The organism is Streptomyces sp. NBC_00503, from assembly GCF_036346895.1.
In the GTDB taxonomy this organism is placed as follows: Bacteria; Actinomycetota; Actinomycetes; order Streptomycetales; family Streptomycetaceae; genus Streptomyces.
Genome location: NZ_CP107855.1, coordinates 3,595,987 through 3,610,986 on the forward strand (window position 1 = coordinate 3,595,987; position 15,000 = coordinate 3,610,986).

A 15,000-nucleotide genomic window follows, 5' to 3' on the forward strand; every position below is an offset into this window, starting at 1 on the left:
CCCCGACCGTCCCGTCCGTCCTGTCCGCATCGCGTACTCGCCCTGCCCGAACGACACCTTCGTCTTCGACGCCTGGGCCCACGGCCGGGTCCCCGGGGCACCCGCCCTGGACGTCACCTTCGCGGACATCGACATCACCAACGGCATGGCCGAACGCGGCGAGCTGGACGTCCTGAAGGTGTCCTACGCCGTCCTGCCGTGGGTGCTGGAGGAGTACGCGCTGCTGCCCTGCGGCGGCGCACTGGGCCGCGGCTGCGGCCCGCTCGTCCTGACCCGCGAGCCGGGCGTGGACCTGACCGGCAGGACGATCGCGGTCCCCAGCGAACGCTCCACCGCCTACCTGCTGTTCCGGCTGTGGGCCGCCGACGTGCTGCCGCCCGAGGGCGTGGGCAAGGTGGTCGTGCTGCCGTTCCACGAGATCATGCCGGCCGTGCGCGACGGCCGCGTGGACGCCGGACTGGTCATCCACGAGGCCCGGTTCACCTATCAGGACTACGGACTGCACTGCCTGGCCGACATGGGCGAGCACTGGGAGTCCACGACCGGCCTGCCGATCCCGCTCGGCGCGATCATCGCCAAGCGGTCGCTGGGCGCGGACACCCTGCGCGCGCTCGCCGAGTCGGCCCGCACCTCGGTCCGGATGGCCTGGGACGACCCGGAGGCCTCCCGCCCTTACGTACGGGCGCACGCGCAGGAGCTGGACCCGGCCGTCGCCGACCAGCACATCGGGCTGTACGTCAACGAGTTCACCGCCGACCTCGGCGACGCCGGGTACGCGGCCGTGCGCGGGCTGCTCACCCGGGCGGCGGCGGAGGGACTTGTTCCGGCCATCGCCCCGGACGCACTGGCCTTCCCGTAGGGCCTCCTTCAGCAACAACGGTGCCCCGCCACCCTTCAGGGAGGCGGGGCACCGTCGTGTCCGCTGCTCAGACGTCCATCTGGTCGGCCACCGCGCGCAGCATGCCCGCGAGCTTCGAACCGGACGCCTTGTCGGGGTAACGGCCCCGCTCCAGCTGCTGCGTGACGTTCTCCAACAGGGTCGTGAGGTCCTGCACGATGGAGGCGAGCTCGTCCGGCTTGCGCCGCTGCGCCGCAGCGACGGAAGGCGCCGGATCCAGGACGATCACCGAAAGTGCCTGGTCACCGCGTTGCCCGGCAACGACTCCGAACTCAACCCGCTGGCCGGGCTTGAGCGCGTCCACACCGTCGGGCAGTACCGACGAGTGCACGAAGACGTCGCCGCCGTCGTCGCGGGAGAGAAAGCCGAAGCCCTTCTCACTGTTGAACCACTTGACCTTGCCGGTAGGCACGTCCGTCCTCTGTCCTTGCGCTCGTCGGGTGTGAAGCGGGTCACTGACCCGCACCTCTCAGGCTAATAGTCAGGACCGGGGTGACAAGACGTTCCCCGGTCCTTCGCGGATGACCGCTCCGGCCAGGGAACTACCCTGGTCGCGTGACCATTACTCCTCAGTCCGGGTCCGCGCAGGCCGGTCCCGATGCGGCCCGGCCCGGCGACGCGCTCGTCAAGGCCGGCGGCATCGTCTTCATCCTCGGCGCCGCGGCCACCCTCGCCACGATGGCTCCGCTGTTCCTGCACACCCGGCCGTTCCCGTCGTACGCGTGGGCCGTGTGCATGCTCATGGGCGTCGGCTTCGCCATCTCGGCGGCGGGCGTGGTCCGCTCGGCCTCGGCGCAGCGCAGGGCCGCCCGGGCCTCGCAGGCGTAGGGGGAGGGGTAGGGCCCCCGTCGCGCGCTACGCGGTGCGAAGGGCCCCCGTCGCTCGCTACGCGGTGCGCGTGCGGGCGTACTCCGCCAGCCAGGCCGGGAGCTCCGTGAGGTCCGCCAGGACCACGTCGGCGCCCGCCTCGCGGAGTTCGGCCTCCGGGCACGGGCCGGTGGGGACCGTCACCGACAGCGCGCCGGCCGCGCGGGCGCCCCGTACGTCGCCGACGTGGTCGCCGACGTAGACCTGGGCGTTGTACTCGCGCAGGGCGCCCGCCTTGGCCTCCGCCCACAGCCAGCCGATGACCGCGTCCGGCTTGATGCCCAGGTGGTCCAGGTGCAGGCGGGCGTTGGGCTCGTACTTGGCGGTGACGACGATCGCGCGGCCGCCGAGGGCACGGACGGCCTCGATCGCCTCGCGGGCGCCGGGCATCGCCGGGGTCGGCTCGATGGCGTGTGTGGGATAGATCTCCCGGAAGCGGTCGGCCATGGCGGGGATCTCCGCCTCCGGGAACCAGTACGCGAGCTCCGTGTCCAGCGGCGGACCGAGGCGGGTGACGACCTCGTCGGCGTCGATGAACGTGCCCGTCTCCGCCGAGAGCGCCTGGAAGGCGGCCTTGATGCCCGGCCGGGAGTCGATGAGGGTCATGTCGAGGTCGAATCCGACGGTCAGCTGCGTCTCGGGGTTCATGCGTCCATTGTGCCGAGACGGGCGCCGCGGACGGGAACGTAGACTTAGCCTCGCCTTACCAGACAGTGAAATTTGGTGACATGTCAGTCCCCGTCTCAACGGCCCCCGGCCCCGCGGCTCCCGCCCCCGCGGCCCCCACCACCGCCCGGCGCGGCGTGACGGCCCGTCGTATCGCGTGGACGGCGGCCGGCCTCGCCGCGCTGCTGTGCGCGGTGCTCCTCAGTCTCGCGGTCGGCGCCCGCGCCATCGCACCGGGAGAGGTCTTCGACGCACTGTTCCGCGGCGCGAGCGGACCGGACGCCGAGGTCGTCCGCGCCCTGCGGGTCCCCCGCACCCTCATAGCCCTGATGGTCGGCGCGGCCCTCGCCCTCGCCGGGACCGCGCTCCAGGGCATCACCCGCAACCCGATCGCCGACCCCGGCATCCTGGGCATCAGCCAGGGAGCCGGGGTCGCGGTCGTCTGCGCCATCGCGTTCGCGGGGGTGCACACGCTGAGCGGGTACGTGTGGTTCGCGTTCGCGGGCGCCGCCTTCGCCTCGGTCGCCGTGTACGCCGTCGCCTCCAGCGGGCGCGGCGGGGCGACGCCGGTGAAACTGGCGCTGGCCGGGGCCGCGATCAACGCCCTGCTGGTGTCGGTCACCATGGGCGTCCTGACGACGAAGGCCTCCGCGCTGGACGAGTTCCGGTTCTGGCAGGTCGGCTCGGTCGCGGGCCGCGATTTCACGGTCGTGCACCAGATCTGGCCGTTCCTCCTGGTCGGCGCCGTGCTGGTGGTGTCGGTGGCCCGCGGCCTGGACGCGCTCGCGCTCGGCGAGGACGTGGCCAAGGGGCTCGGCCAGAACGTGGCCGTCGTACGGATCGTCGGCGGTCTCGGAGCCACCGTGCTCACCGGCGCCGGGGTCGCGGCGGCCGGGCCGATCGCCTTCATCGGGCTGGCCGTGCCGCACATCGCGCGGGCCGTCGTCGGCAGCGACCACCGGTGGGTGCTGCCGATGGCGGCGCTGATCGGGCCGGTGATGCTGCTCGTCGCCGACGTGCTCGGGCGGATCGTGGTGCCGCCCGGCGAGGTCCCGGCCGGGGTGATGACCGCGCTGATCGGGGTGCCGTTCCTGGTCGTCCTGGTCCGCCGCAAGGCGGTGGCCGCATGAGCGCCGTCCCCGCGGGGTACTCCCTGGTCCGCCCGGGCCGGGGCTCCTTCCTCCTGCACCGCCGGGCGGCCGTCGTGGCGGTCTCCCTCGGCGTGGTCCTGGCCGGGGTCTGCGTCGTCCACCTGTCGGTCGGCGAGTCCTTCGTGGCCCCCGGCGAGGTGGTCAAGGTGCTGCTCGGGCAGCCCTCGCCCGAGGAACTGGTCGTCGGCACGCTGCGGCTGCCCCGGATGACGGTGGGCCTGCTGGTGGGCCTGGCCTTCGGGGTCGCGGGCGCGCTGATCCAGACCGTCGCCCGCAATCCGCTCGCCTCCCCCGACATCATCGGCATCAGTCAGGGCGCGAGCGCCGTCACGGTGGCGGCGCTGACCTTCGGCGTCACCTCGTACTCGGTGCTCCCGTACCTCTCGGTGCTCGGCGGCATCGTCGCGGCCGCGCTCGTGTACGTCTTCGCGTGGCGGGGCGGCCTGCACGCGACACGGTTCGTCCTCATCGGCATCGGCTTCGCCATCGCCCTGCGGTCGGTGACGACCCTGCTCATGACCAAGGGCGACTACCTGGTGGCGCAGCAGGCGCAGATCTGGATGACGGGCTCCCTCAACGGCCGCGGCTGGGACGTGGCCGCGCCCCTGGCCTGGGTCCTGCTCCTCCTCCTGCCCGGCATCCTGTGGGCGGCCCGCGCCCAGCGCACGGTCTCGCTCGACGACGACACGGCGACGGCGCTCGGGGTCCGCCTCGGCCGGGTCCGCCTCGGCCTCGTGGCCCTCGGCGTGGTCCTGGCCTCGGTGGCCACGGGCGCCGCGGGGCCGGTGGACTTCGTGGCCCTGCTGGCCCCGCAGATCGCCCGCCGGATGACCCGCACGGCCCAGATCCCGCTGCTCTGCTCGGCCCTGACGGGCGCGGTGATCGTCGTCTTCGGCGATCTGCTCGCCCGCAGGCTCCTCTCCCCGACCGAACTCCCGGTGGGCGTCCTGACGGCCGCCGTCGGGGCCCCGTACCTGATCTGGCTGATCATGCGCAGCCGTACTGGAGGCACGTCTTGAGCCGCGATCAGCGCGCGACCGTGGACAGCGTGGATGTGGATGTGGATGCGGATGTGGCCGTGGAAGCGGCTCCGGCCTCGAGCCGGCTGTCCGCCCGCGGGCTGACGCTCGCGTACGAGGACCGGGTCGTCGTGGAGGACCTGGACCTGTCCGTGCCGGACGGCCGGGTGACGGTGATCGTCGGCCCGAACGCCTGCGGCAAGTCGACGACGCTACGGGCGCTGGGCCGCCTGTTGCGGCCGCGCGCGGGCGCGGTGGTCCTGGACGGCGAGGCCCTGGCCTCCCTCCCCACCCGGCGGATCGCCCAGACCATCGGCCTGCTCCCGCAGTCGCCGGTGGCGCCCGAGGCGATCACGGTCGCGGACCTGGTGGCGCGGGGCCGCCAGCCGCACCAGCACTGGTGGCAGCAGTGGTCGCGGGAGGACGAGCAGGCGGTCGTGGACGCGATGGCCCGGACCTCGGTCTCGGATCTGGCGGACCGCCCCGTGGACGCGCTGTCGGGCGGTCAGCGCCAGCGGGTCTGGATCGCGATGGCCCTCGCCCAGGACACGGACATCCTGCTGCTCGACGAGCCGACCACCTTCCTGGACATCGCGCACCAGGTGGAGGTCCTGGACCTGGTCCGCCGCCTCAACCACGAGCGGGGCCGCACGGTGGTCGCGGTGCTCCACGATCTGAACCAGGCGGCGCGGTACGCGGACCATCTGGTCGCGATGAAATCGGGGCGGGTGGTCGCCGAAGGCCCCCCGTCGGAGGTCGTGACGGCCGCCCTGGTCCGCGAGGTCTTCGGGCTCGACTCGATCGTGATCCCCGATCCGGTGACGGGCTCGCCGCTGATCGTCCCGTCGGCCCCGTGGACGGCGGGTCCCTGACCCTGCGGGAGCGTGTCCCCTACCCGCGGGGTCAGGCCCGCCGCCGGGACCGCCAGACGAGGTACAGCGCCGAGGCGACGGCCGCACCCCGCACCAGCCAGGGCCACATGTCGTGGAAGGTTCCACCCATCGCCCCGTCCGCGAGCGGCGCCCCCCACTTCCCCTCCAGCCGGCCCCACACCCACACCACGGCCGTCGCGAACACGGCCCCCGGCAGCCCGAAGACGACCAGCTTTCGCTCCGTGGGGCCCAGCACGCGCGAGGCGTACGCGAGCAGCCAGCCCGCGGCGAGCAGCAGCCAGTGGCCGGAGACCGCGCCCGCGGCCAGCACGAGGGCCGCGAGCAGCAGGAACAGGTGCGGCTTCGGCCGCGCGGCGGCCGGGGGATCCGCGACGGCGGCCGCATCGGCCTTCGCGGCGCGCCGCCGCTCGCGCAGGAACCGTACGAGGGTCGGGCGTTCGGGAGCCTGGGACGGAGCGGGGTCCGGGCCCCCGGCCGACTCGTCCGGTTCCGGTTCCTTGAACAGGTCCGGGATCTCGATCCCGCCCGCGAAGCCCTCCACCGACGAACCCGGCGAGCCCGAAGAGCCCGCAGCGCCCGGCGCCATGCGCCACCAGTCGGGTTCCATCTTCTCGCCCGCGCCGAGTTCGTCGAGCCCGGCCAGGTGCGGCGGCGCGGGCTCGGGGGCCCGCTCCGGGCGGGGCGGCGGCACCTGTCTGCGGCGCAGCCGGCCGGGCTCCCGCTGGGCGGGGACGGCCGGTCCGGGGTCCGCGGCGGCCGGGGACCAGCGCGGCGGCTGCGGAGACAGGGTGTCCAGGACCTCCTCGGGCGTGCCGATCCGCTCCAGGATCCGGCGTACCGCCGCCGGGGTCTCCGGTTCGTACTTGGCCCGCCGCCGGTCGATTTCGTCCCGCAGCCCCGACACCAGACGCATCCGGTCGCCCGAGGACAGCTGCCTGCGCTGCGCCAAGTCCCCGACCCGGCTCAGATATTCGTAGACCAGATGGTCGCTCTCGATCCCCACGCCCCGGCTCCTCCCGTCCACCTGGACCGAAGGTAGCGCGTGCGCCCGTGGAGCTGCCGAGGGCTCAGCGGATACCGTTGACCGGATGGGGACCGGCCGACTGACCGGCCGACGCGACCAGGAGGCGACGACCGTGCCTGACCCGAGCACCGCGGGAAGCGCTCCGCGCTCCCTCGCCGAAGCGCTGCGCGCCCGCGAGGACGAGGGGCTCGCCGCCCTGCTGCGCGCCCGTCCCGACCTGCTGAGCCCGGTGCCCGGGGACGTGACGCAGCTGGCGACGCGGGCCGGGACCCGTGCCTCGGTGGTGCGCGCCTTGGACCGGCTGGACCGGTTCGCGCTGCAGACGGCCGAGGCCCTGGCGGTGGCTCCGGAGCCGTGCCCGTACGCGGTGCTGGAGGCGCTGCTCAGCGGGGACACGGGGACCACGTCCGGGCAGGACAACGGGGCCCGCGCGGAGCTCCCCCGGGCCCTGGCGACCCTGCGCGACCAGGCCCTCGTATGGGGCGACGAGGAGCGGCTGCGCCTGGTGCGCACGGCCCGCGAGTTGCTGGCCCCGTCGGCGTCGCGCCCCTCCCCCACCGGGCTCGGTCCGACCGTCGCCGAGGCGACCGCGGGCATGTCCCCGACGCGGATCCAGGAGATCGTGGCGGCGGCCGGGCTGACGGCCACGCACGATCCGGTGTCGGCGGTGACCGCGCTGACGGGCCTGTTCACCGACCCGGAGCGGATGTCCGCGCTGCTCGACGAGGCTCCGGCGGAGGCCCATCAGGTGCTGGGGCGGCTCGTGTGGGGGCCGCCGTACGGGGAGGTGACCCCGAATCCGACGCCTCCGGTGCGCTGGCTGCGCGACCGGGGTCTGCTGCTGCCTGCTTCGGCGCGCACGGTGGTGCTGCCGCGCGAGGTGGCGCTGTACCTGCGCGGCGGGCTCGCGCACCGGGCGACGGAGCCGCAGGCTCCGGCCGTTCCCGCGCTGCGCGAGCACCGTCCACAGCTTGTGGACGCGAACGCGGCGGGTCAGGCGCTGGCCGCGCTGTCGACCGTCGAGGAACTGGTGAAGTCCTGGGAGTACACCGGCCCGGCGGTGCTCCGGGCGGGCGGGCTCTCCGTACGCGACCTGAAGCGGACCGCGGCGGCCCTGGACACCGACGAGCGCTCGGCGGCGTTCTGGATCGAACTCGCCTACGCGGCCGGTCTGCTGGCCAGCGACGGCGAGGCCGACGAACGCTACGCCCCGACCCCCGCCTTCGACGGCTGGTGCGAACTGCCGCCCGCCGAAGGCTGGTCGGTGCTGGCGGCGGCCTGGCTGTCCGCGACCCGGACCGCCGGGCTGGCCGGGGAACAGGACGCGAAGGGCCGTACGTTGTCGGTCCTGGGCTCCGACCTGGACCGTTCCGCCGCCCCCGAGGTGCGCCGCCGGATCCTGCGCCTCCTGGCCGCCCTCCCCGAAGGCGGCTCCCCGGACGTCGCCGCGCTCCAGGCCCGCCTCGCGTGGGAGCGCCCGGTGCGCGGTACGAGCGAGCTGCGCGCCCGCCTCGCGAACTGGGCGCTGACCGAGGCCGAGGTCCTCGGCGTCACCGGCCGGGGTGCGCTGTCCGCGCACGGCCGGGCCCTGCTGGAGGGCCGTGAACCTGCATCGCTGCTGGCCCCGTTGCTGCCCGAGCCGGTGGACCACGTACTGCTCCAGGCCGACCTGACGGCGGTGGCCCCGGGGCCGCTGCGCCGCCCGCTCGCCGAGGTCCTGGCGGTCCTGGCGGACGTGGAGTCCAAGGGCGGGGCCACTGTGTACCGGTTCACGCCCGGGTCGGTGCGCCGGGCGCTGGACTCCGGCCACACCGCCGTGGACCTGCAAGCCTTCCTGACCGAGCACAGCCGCACCCCGGTGCCGCAGCCGCTGTCGTACCTCATCGACGACGTCGCGCGGCGCCACGGGCACCTGCGGGTCGGTTCGGCCTCCTCGTACGTGCGCTGCGACGACGACAGCATGCTGGGCGAGATCCTGGCCGACAAGCGTTCGGCGGGCCTGGGCCTGCGCCGGATCGCCCCCACGGTGCTGGCGGCCCAGGCCGAACCGGGCGCGCTGCTCGACGGGTTGCGGGCCATGGGGTACGCCCCGGCCGCGGAGTCCCGTACCGGCGACGTGCTCGTGGCCCGCGCCGACGCCCACCGCACCCCGGCCCGCTCGGCGCCCGTACCGGTCCCGGACGGGCCGCCGGTGCCGGACGCGACGCTGCTGGGTGCAGCCGTACGGGCCATCCGTGCGGGCGACGCGGCGGCGACTGCGGTCCGCAAGGAGCCCGCCACGGCGTCCTCCGGAGTCCCGGGCGAGCTCCCGCGCACGAGCGCGGCGGAGACCCTGGCCACCGTGCAGGCGGCCGCGATGATCGGCTCGGCGGTGTGGATCGGCTACGTCAACGCCGACGGGGCGGCGAGCCAGCGGGTCATCGCCCCGGTACGGGTGGAGGGCGGCTTCGTCACCGGGTACGACCACACGGCGGACGAGGTACGGACGTACGCGCTGCACCGGATCACGGGGGTCGCGGAGCTGGCGGAGGACCAGGTCTGAGGGCTCGGGGCTAAATCCACTGGCTGCGAGGCACACGGGCCCCGCACCCTGGGCACATGCCCGAAGCCCTGCCCGCGGCGATCCCGCAGCACCAGATCCGCGCCTCCCACACCGACACCACCGTCACCGTCTACCAGGCCTACGCCCCGCGTCTGGGGCTCCCCGCCGCCCGGGACGGCCGTTTCCCGGACGCCTGGAAGCGGGAGCGGATGACGTGGATCAAGCCGTCGTTGCTGTGGATGATGTACCGCTGCGGCTGGGCCGCCAAGGCCGACCAGGAGACGGTGCTGGCCGTCGAGATCACCCGCGCCGGCTTCGACGGTGCCGTGCGCGAGGCCTGCCTGTCCCACTACGACCCCGACGTGCACCCCGACCACGCGGCCTGGAAGCAGGCCCTGCGCACCTCCCCCGTCCGCGTCCAGTGGGACCCGGAACGCGACCTGCACCTGGACGCGCTGCCGTACCGCTCGCTCCAACTGGGGCTGTCCGGACCGGCGTCACGGGCCTACGCCGACGAGTGGACGGTCTCCATCCGCGACGTGACCCCGCTGGCGCGCGAGATCCACGCCCTGCTCCGGTCCGGCGAAACGGCCGCGGCGCGCGCCCTGCTCCCGGTGGAGATCCCGTATCCGTCAGGCCGTGCGGAAACTGGTCGAGATGATTCCGTTATCGCAGGTCAGATGGGGTGAACGGGCCTCCGGGCCCTGTTGCACAGCGGTGACATTCCGACGACGAATCAGGGATGTGATCTGTGTGAAGATCAGTTCATCGCAGCAGCGACCGGGGGGAAAGCAAACCGGACCGCAGGCGAGACCCGCACCACCGGCCAGGAGTTCACCTCCGGCCACCTCGCTCAGCCTCCGCTCTGCCTCTCGGCCCTCTCGGGCCGTTCCCGGCCTCTCGGCCGCCACTGCCGTCTGATCTCGTTGATTCCTGGGGGAGTCCACCATGTCCGCTCGCACCGCCGCCCTCCGCAACACCTCCGCCGCCGTCGTCGCCGCCGCCATCGCCGGCACCGTCCTGATGCCGCTGACGGCCCACGCCACCGAGGGCAACAAGCAGGCGCTGAAGACCACGATGAGCGCGCCGGTGCCGAGCGGCCCGCTGACCCGCGGCGGGGCGACCGAGACCTTCGAGCTGACGGTGACCAACACGACGGACAAGGTCTCCTCCTACCACCCGTGGATGCTCCTCAACACGCCCGGCAGCACCATGACGCTCCAGAAGAGCGACGTGATCTTCAAGGTGGAGGCGCTCAACGCCCCGGCGACCGCGTCCTTCATCGGGCAGCAGGACGGCGAGTGGCAGGGCATGTTCCACCCGGCCGCCGGGGACGACGGCGAAGGCTTCACCATCCCGGCCGGCGGGAAGATGACCTGGAAGGTCACGATGGGCCTCGCCAAGAGCTACCCGACCAACACCGGTGACTTCACGCTGCGCTCCTCGTCCTACCAGAACGAGATCGCCGTCGGCGGCGAGTCCGCCCTGACCTTCAAGACCTCCCCGGCCGTCAGCCCCTGGAAGCTGGAGACCTCGTTCGCCAACGTGGGTCCCTGCGAGGGCGGCACGGCTCCCGACTGCCGGGAAATGGACCTGCGCTACCGGGTCACCGGCGAGAACACCTTCGACTACGGCCTCCGCACCACGATCGAGCTGAACGCGCCCAACTCGGTCGTCCCCTACCAGGCGCGCGTCAAGGTCAACGGCGTGTGGAAGGACCTGGGGGAGAGCAGCAACTTCAACCTGCCGGTCATCCCGAAGGGCTTCGGCAACGCCTCCGGCGAGCACGTCGTCCGCCTTCAGATCGCCCTCGGCTCGAAGTCGCCGCAGAAGGTCACCCCTGTCCTGGTCGGCGCCTCGGTCGGCTACTCCGAGGGCAACTTCCGCCCCTTCGCGAGCACCGAGGTGGCGATCAAGCTCAGCCCGAAGGCCACCGCGCCCACCTCCCCGGCCCCGACGAAGCCCGCGCCGACCTCCCCCGCGCCCACCTCCCCGGCCCCGACCACCCCCGCGGCCACCACCCCGGCGGCCACCGCGACCCCGTCCGCGGCGAACACCCCCGCCGCGACCGGTTCCCTCGCGCACACCGGCTCGGACTCCAACACCGGCCTGTACACCGGCCTGGCCGCCGCCCTCATCGCGCTCGGCGGCGCTGCCGCCTGGCTCGGCGCCCGCCGCCGCAAGGCCGTCCGCGGCTAGTACTCCTGCTCAACGAAGGCGCGGGGCCCGGCACACCAAGTGCCGGGCCCCGCGCCCTTCGCGGGGCCCGCTCACCTGGCCGCGTAGTCGATCCGCTCCGGCGCGAACGGCCAGACCTCGGCGAACCAGTTCGTGACGGCCTCGTACACGGCCTTGTCCAGCGCCGCCCGGTCGGCGCGCACCCAGGAGCTGACGTGCACCCGCTCCGGATCCGCCTTCGCGGGGTAGATGTAGAGGCACCCGACGACCTCGGCCGCCTCTCCCTCCCCCTCCTCCCCCGCCAGGACGCTGTACGTGAATCCGCGCCGGTCTGCGAAGTCCTGTGCGTGGCGCACCAGGTCGGCGAGGTTCGCCTCCGCGCTCATCCCCTCCAGCGGGGGCCAGTCCCCGAGGAATCCGGGGGTGGCCCGCACGTGCGCGATGCTCCCGCTCCAGGCGGCGAGGTCCCTCTCGTTGTGCTGTGGTCCGAGGGGCTCCAGCCAGAAGCCCTCCCCCGCGAGCCGGGTGGGCACCTCGAAGGCGTCCGCCGCCGGTACGAAACCCTGCTGATCGCTACTCATGCGGCGACCCTACGCAGCCCCTTCTCCGGCGCCCACCGGTTATCGGGCCGCCGGCCGGAGCGGTTCACCGACCGGCCACCGGCGGCCCGAAGCCGCTCCTGCGGGGCCTGGCATGATCCCCTGGTGACCACCGCCGCCACCGCTCCCGCTCCCGCTGCCACCCGCTACGTCCTCTTCGACGTGGACGGCACCCTCGTCGACGCCGTCGCCAACCAGCGCCGGGTCTGGGCGACCTGGGCCGCCCGGCACGGCCTGGACCCGGACGCGGTGTACGAGGTCGCGCTGCGGACCCGCCCGATGGAGACCTTCGCGGCCGTCGCCCCGGACGAGGACCCGCACGCCTGCCTGGCCGCGCTGCACGAGCTGGAGGACGAGGACGTCCGCACCGGAGTCTACGAGGCCTTCGACGGCGCGGCCGAGCTGCTGGCGGCCCTGCCCCCGGGCAGCTGGGGGCTGGTCACCTCGAACTACGAGCACCGCGTGCGCGGCCGCTTCGACCGCACCGGCCTGCCGGTCCCGCCGGTCCTCGTGGACGCGGCCCGTGTCACCGAGGGCAAGCCCTCGCCGGTCCCGTACCTGCTGGGCGCGGCCCTCCTCGGCGCGGCACCACAGGACTGCCTGGTCATCGAGGACGCCCCGTCGGGCGTCCGGTCGGGACTCCGGGCCGGCATGACGGTCTGGTCCGTCAACAGCCCGACCCCGACGGCCGGCGCCCACCGCCACTTCCCGACCCTCCGCGAGGCCGCCCCGGAGATCCTCGCCTTCACCACCGGCACATTCGGCCCCGCCGGCATGTGACGCGCGGGGCCCGGGGCGGAGCCCGGCAACGGCGCCGCACCCGACCACCCCCCAACCACCCCCGGGGCCGACGGGGCCCCGCCCGCAGCCCCGTACAGCCCAGTACCACCCACCCCGCGGAGCGATACGGCAGACTGGAGGTTTGGCCGTCCGCGTCCGGGCGGTCCTCCCACGCCGGAAAGGGACGCGCGTGAACGGGCCCCTCATCGTCCAGAGCGACAAGACGCTCCTCCTCGAGATCGACCACGAGCTCTCCGGAGCCGCGCGCCGGGCCATCGCGCCCTTCGCCGAGCTGGAACGCGCTCCCGAGCACATCCACACGTACCGGATCACCCCGCTCGGCCTGTGGAACGCCCGGGCCGCCGGCCACGACGCGGAGCAGGTCGTGGACGCGCTCGTGGAGTTCTCCCGGTATCCCGTCCCGCACGCGCTGCTGGTCGACGTCGCCGAGACCATGGCCCGCTACGGCCGCCTCACCCTCTCCAAGCACCCCGTCCACGGGCTGGTCCTGACCAGCACCGACCGGCCGGTCCTCGAGGAGATCCTGCGGTCCAAGCGGATCGCCCCGCTCGTCGGCGCGCGGCTCGACGAGTCCACCGTCGCCGTGCACCCCTCCGAGCGCGGGCAGATCAAGCAGACCCTGCTCAAGCTGGGCTGGCCGGCCGAGGACCTCGCCGGGTACGTGGACGGCGAAGCGCACCCGATCGAGCTGAACGAGGACGGCTGGGCGCTGCGCCCCTACCAGCAGCAGGCCGTCGAGGGCTTCTGGCACGGCGGCTCCGGCGTGGTCGTGCTGCCCTGTGGCGCGGGCAAGACGCTGGTCGGCGCCGGCGCGATGGCGAAGGCCAAGGCGACCACGCTGATCCTGGTCACGAACACCGTCTCCGCCCGCCAGTGGAAGCACGAGCTGATCAAGCGGACCTCGCTGACGGAGGAGGAGATCGGCGAGTACTCCGGTACGCGCAAGGAGATCCGGCCCGTCACGATCGCCACGTACCAGGTCCTGACGACGAAGCGGAAGGGCATCTACCCGCACCTGGAGCTCTTCGACTCCCGGGACTGGGGCCTGATCCTCTACGACGAGGTGCACCTGCTGCCCGCGCCGGTGTTCAAGTTCACCGCCGACCTCCAGGCCCGGCGGCGGCTCGGACTGACCGCGACGCTGGTGCGCGAGGACGGCCGCGAGTCGGACGTGTTCTCGCTGATCGGCCCGAAGCGGTTCGACGCCCCGTGGAAGGAGATCGAGGCGCAGGGCTACATCGCGCCGGCGGACTGCGTCGAGGTCCGGGTCAACCTCACCGAGTCGGAGCGGCTCGCGTACGCGACCGCCGAGACGGAGGAGAAGTACCGCTTCTGCGCGACGACGGCGACGAAGCGCAAGGTCACCGAGGCGCTCGTCGCCAAGCACGCGGGCGAGCAGACCCTGGTCATCGGGCAGTACATCGACCAGCTCGACGAGCTCGGCGAGCACTTGAACGCGCCCGTCATCAAGGGCGAGACCTCCAACGCGCAGCGCGAGAAGCTCTTCAACGCCTTCCGCGAGGGCGAGATCAGCGTGCTCGTCGTCTCGAAGGTCGCGAACTTCTCGATCGACCTGCCCGAGGCCACGGTCGCCATCCAGGTGTCCGGCACCTTCGGCTCCCGCCAGGAGGAGGCCCAGCGTCTGGGCCGCGTCCTGCGCCCGAAGGCGGACGGGCACGAGGCCCGCTTCTACTCGGTCGTCGCCCGCGACACCATCGACCAGGACTTCGCCGCGCACCGCCAGCGCTTCCTGGCCGAACAGGGCTACGCCTACCGGATCATGGACGCGGACGAGCTGCTGGCGAGCGACTGACCCCACCCGGGCCCAGGTAGGGGAACGGTGCGGGCCGGGACGCGGGTCAGCGACGTATGACGCCCGCGTCCTCGGCGTATTCGCCGAGGACGACGACGCTCACGGCTGCCGCCGCGAAGACCTTGGCGGCGCGGAAGACGCCGCCGACGCTGTGGCGCGGGCGGGTGACGGAGGTGGCGGTGGCGCCGCGAGCGCGGCGGCCCTGGATCGGGGTGAAGGTTGCGGTGCTCATGTACCCATGGTGCGTTTTCGCCCGCCGCGCCACATCGCCCTGGGGGCTGAACCTCGGGGCGCGCCGCCTCATACTCACGGCCCACGCCTCCCCCTAAGGGCTCTGTCCAAAGGAGGACACCGCCCGAACGGCACCCGTACGGGGGCCCGAATCGCAGGGACTTTCGTCCTGGTTCGTTCCGGATGGGTCCGCCGAGATATCCATTCGCGCGCCACCCCCGCGATGACTAGAATCTCCGCTCTTGCCGCCTCCCGCTGCCCCACCGGGGAGAGCCGCCCGTCGGACGGAAACCGACGGGCCTGTCCGTCCGCATCACG

General features: G+C 73.5%; 15 protein-coding genes. 10 read left to right on the top strand and 5 right to left on the bottom strand.

The annotated features are described in order from the left end of the window. Positions 1 to 28 precede the first annotated feature (28 nt). Positions 29 to 859: a 1,4-dihydroxy-6-naphthoate synthase gene (locus OG490_RS16740; protein ID WP_330300951.1), complete on the top strand. Its 831-nt coding sequence runs from the start codon at positions 29 to 31 to the stop codon at positions 857 to 859. A gap of 67 nt (positions 860 to 926) precedes the next feature. On the opposite strand, the gene OG490_RS16745 is transcribed toward OG490_RS16740, so the two are convergent. Next, the gene (locus OG490_RS16745) at positions 927 to 1,310 is read right to left on the bottom strand and encodes a cold-shock protein (RefSeq protein WP_330297108.1); all 384 of its coding nucleotides are present in this window, start codon (positions 1,308 to 1,310) and stop codon (positions 927 to 929) included. Positions 1,311 to 1,453: 143 nt separating this feature from the next. Here OG490_RS16745 and OG490_RS16750 point away from each other — a divergent pair, with 143 nt between their 5' ends. Beyond that, positions 1,454 to 1,726 carry a hypothetical protein gene (locus OG490_RS16750; protein WP_330297109.1) on the top strand — a complete coding sequence of 91 codons (273 nt, stop codon included), beginning with the start codon at positions 1,454 to 1,456 and terminating at the stop codon, positions 1,724 to 1,726. 57 nt (positions 1,727 to 1,783) lie between these two features. On the opposite strand, the gene OG490_RS16755 is transcribed toward OG490_RS16750, so the two are convergent. Then, complete coding sequence (locus OG490_RS16755; RefSeq protein ID WP_330297110.1) at positions 1,784 to 2,413, bottom strand: HAD family hydrolase; 630 nt, start codon at positions 2,411 to 2,413, stop codon at positions 1,784 to 1,786. A gap of 80 nt (positions 2,414 to 2,493) precedes the next feature. On the opposite strand from OG490_RS16755, the gene OG490_RS16760 reads away from it, so the two are divergent. From OG490_RS16760 to OG490_RS16770, 3 genes are read left to right on the top strand one after another with little or no spacing between them, the layout of a single operon-like run. Beyond that, positions 2,494 to 3,561: a FecCD family ABC transporter permease gene (locus OG490_RS16760; protein WP_330297111.1), complete on the top strand. Its 1,068-nt coding sequence runs from the start codon at positions 2,494 to 2,496 to the stop codon at positions 3,559 to 3,561. Next, positions 3,558 to 4,601 carry a FecCD family ABC transporter permease gene (locus OG490_RS16765; RefSeq protein ID WP_330297112.1) on the top strand — a complete coding sequence of 348 codons (1,044 nt, stop codon included), beginning with the start codon at positions 3,558 to 3,560 and terminating at the stop codon, positions 4,599 to 4,601. The genes OG490_RS16760 and OG490_RS16765 overlap by 4 nt, the downstream gene beginning before the upstream one ends. Before the next feature lie 59 nt (positions 4,602 to 4,660). Next, positions 4,661 to 5,473: an ABC transporter ATP-binding protein gene (locus OG490_RS16770; protein ID WP_330300952.1), complete on the top strand. Its 813-nt coding sequence runs from the start codon at positions 4,661 to 4,663 to the stop codon at positions 5,471 to 5,473. A gap of 31 nt (positions 5,474 to 5,504) precedes the next feature. On the opposite strand, the gene OG490_RS16775 is transcribed toward OG490_RS16770, so the two are convergent. Further along, positions 5,505 to 6,497 carry a hypothetical protein gene (locus OG490_RS16775; RefSeq protein WP_330297113.1) on the bottom strand — a complete coding sequence of 331 codons (993 nt, stop codon included), beginning with the start codon at positions 6,495 to 6,497 and terminating at the stop codon, positions 5,505 to 5,507. An 85-nt stretch (positions 6,498 to 6,582) separates the two neighbouring features. Between OG490_RS16775 and OG490_RS16780 the strand changes: the two genes are divergently transcribed. The 3 genes from OG490_RS16780 to OG490_RS16790 all read left to right on the top strand — a co-directional run bounded on the left by OG490_RS16780 (position 6,583) and on the right by OG490_RS16790 (position 11,259). Further along, on the top strand, positions 6,583 to 9,060 hold the full coding sequence (locus tag OG490_RS16780) for a helicase C-terminal domain-containing protein (RefSeq protein ID WP_330297114.1): 2,478 nt from the start codon (positions 6,583 to 6,585) through the stop codon (positions 9,058 to 9,060). Between the two features lie 56 nt (positions 9,061 to 9,116). Continuing rightward, a complete protein-coding gene (locus tag OG490_RS16785; RefSeq protein ID WP_330297115.1) occupies positions 9,117 to 9,749 on the top strand; it encodes a DUF4291 domain-containing protein in 633 nt (210 codons plus the stop codon). A 259-nt stretch (positions 9,750 to 10,008) separates the two neighbouring features. Next, a complete protein-coding gene (locus OG490_RS16790) occupies positions 10,009 to 11,259 on the top strand; it encodes an LPXTG cell wall anchor domain-containing protein (protein ID WP_330297116.1) in 1,251 nt (416 codons plus the stop codon). A gap of 71 nt (positions 11,260 to 11,330) precedes the next feature. On the opposite strand, the gene OG490_RS16795 is transcribed toward OG490_RS16790, so the two are convergent. Then, positions 11,331 to 11,819, bottom strand: coding sequence for an N-acetyltransferase (locus tag OG490_RS16795; RefSeq protein WP_330297117.1), 489 nt, complete (start codon positions 11,817 to 11,819; stop codon positions 11,331 to 11,333). Between the two features lie 123 nt (positions 11,820 to 11,942). On the opposite strand from OG490_RS16795, the gene OG490_RS16800 reads away from it, so the two are divergent. Beyond that, entirely contained in the window at positions 11,943 to 12,617 is a 675-nt protein-coding gene (locus OG490_RS16800) for an HAD-IA family hydrolase (RefSeq protein WP_330297118.1), read from the top strand. 190 nt (positions 12,618 to 12,807) lie between these two features. Beyond that, complete coding sequence (locus OG490_RS16805; protein ID WP_330297119.1) at positions 12,808 to 14,451, top strand: DNA repair helicase XPB; 1,644 nt, start codon at positions 12,808 to 12,810, stop codon at positions 14,449 to 14,451. A 46-nt stretch (positions 14,452 to 14,497) separates the two neighbouring features. Here the strand turns inward: OG490_RS16805 and OG490_RS16810 are convergent, their stop codons facing one another. Continuing rightward, positions 14,498 to 14,683 (bottom strand): hypothetical protein, encoded by a 186-nt coding sequence (locus OG490_RS16810; RefSeq protein ID WP_330297120.1) that lies wholly within the window; start codon positions 14,681 to 14,683, stop codon positions 14,498 to 14,500. Positions 14,684 to 15,000 lie beyond the last annotated feature (317 nt).

Excerpts from the sequence above, each read along its gene's own strand:
- OG490_RS16755 (WP_330297110.1), bottom strand. The coding sequence starts at position 2,413 with ATGAACCCCGAGACGCAGCTGACCGTCGGATTCGACCTCGACATGACC.
- OG490_RS16760 (WP_330297111.1), top strand. The coding sequence starts at position 2,494 with ATGTCAGTCCCCGTCTCAACGGCCCCCGGCCCCGCGGCTCCCGCCCCC.
- OG490_RS16765 (WP_330297112.1), top strand. The coding sequence starts at position 3,558 with ATGAGCGCCGTCCCCGCGGGGTACTCCCTGGTCCGCCCGGGCCGGGGC.
- OG490_RS16780 (WP_330297114.1), top strand. The coding sequence starts at position 6,583 with ATGGGGACCGGCCGACTGACCGGCCGACGCGACCAGGAGGCGACGACC.
- OG490_RS16785 (WP_330297115.1), top strand. The coding sequence starts at position 9,117 with ATGCCCGAAGCCCTGCCCGCGGCGATCCCGCAGCACCAGATCCGCGCC.
- OG490_RS16790 (WP_330297116.1), top strand. The coding sequence starts at position 10,009 with ATGTCCGCTCGCACCGCCGCCCTCCGCAACACCTCCGCCGCCGTCGTC.
- OG490_RS16795 (WP_330297117.1), bottom strand. The coding sequence starts at position 11,819 with ATGAGTAGCGATCAGCAGGGTTTCGTACCGGCGGCGGACGCCTTCGAG.
- OG490_RS16810 (WP_330297120.1), bottom strand. The coding sequence starts at position 14,683 with ATGAGCACCGCAACCTTCACCCCGATCCAGGGCCGCCGCGCTCGCGGC.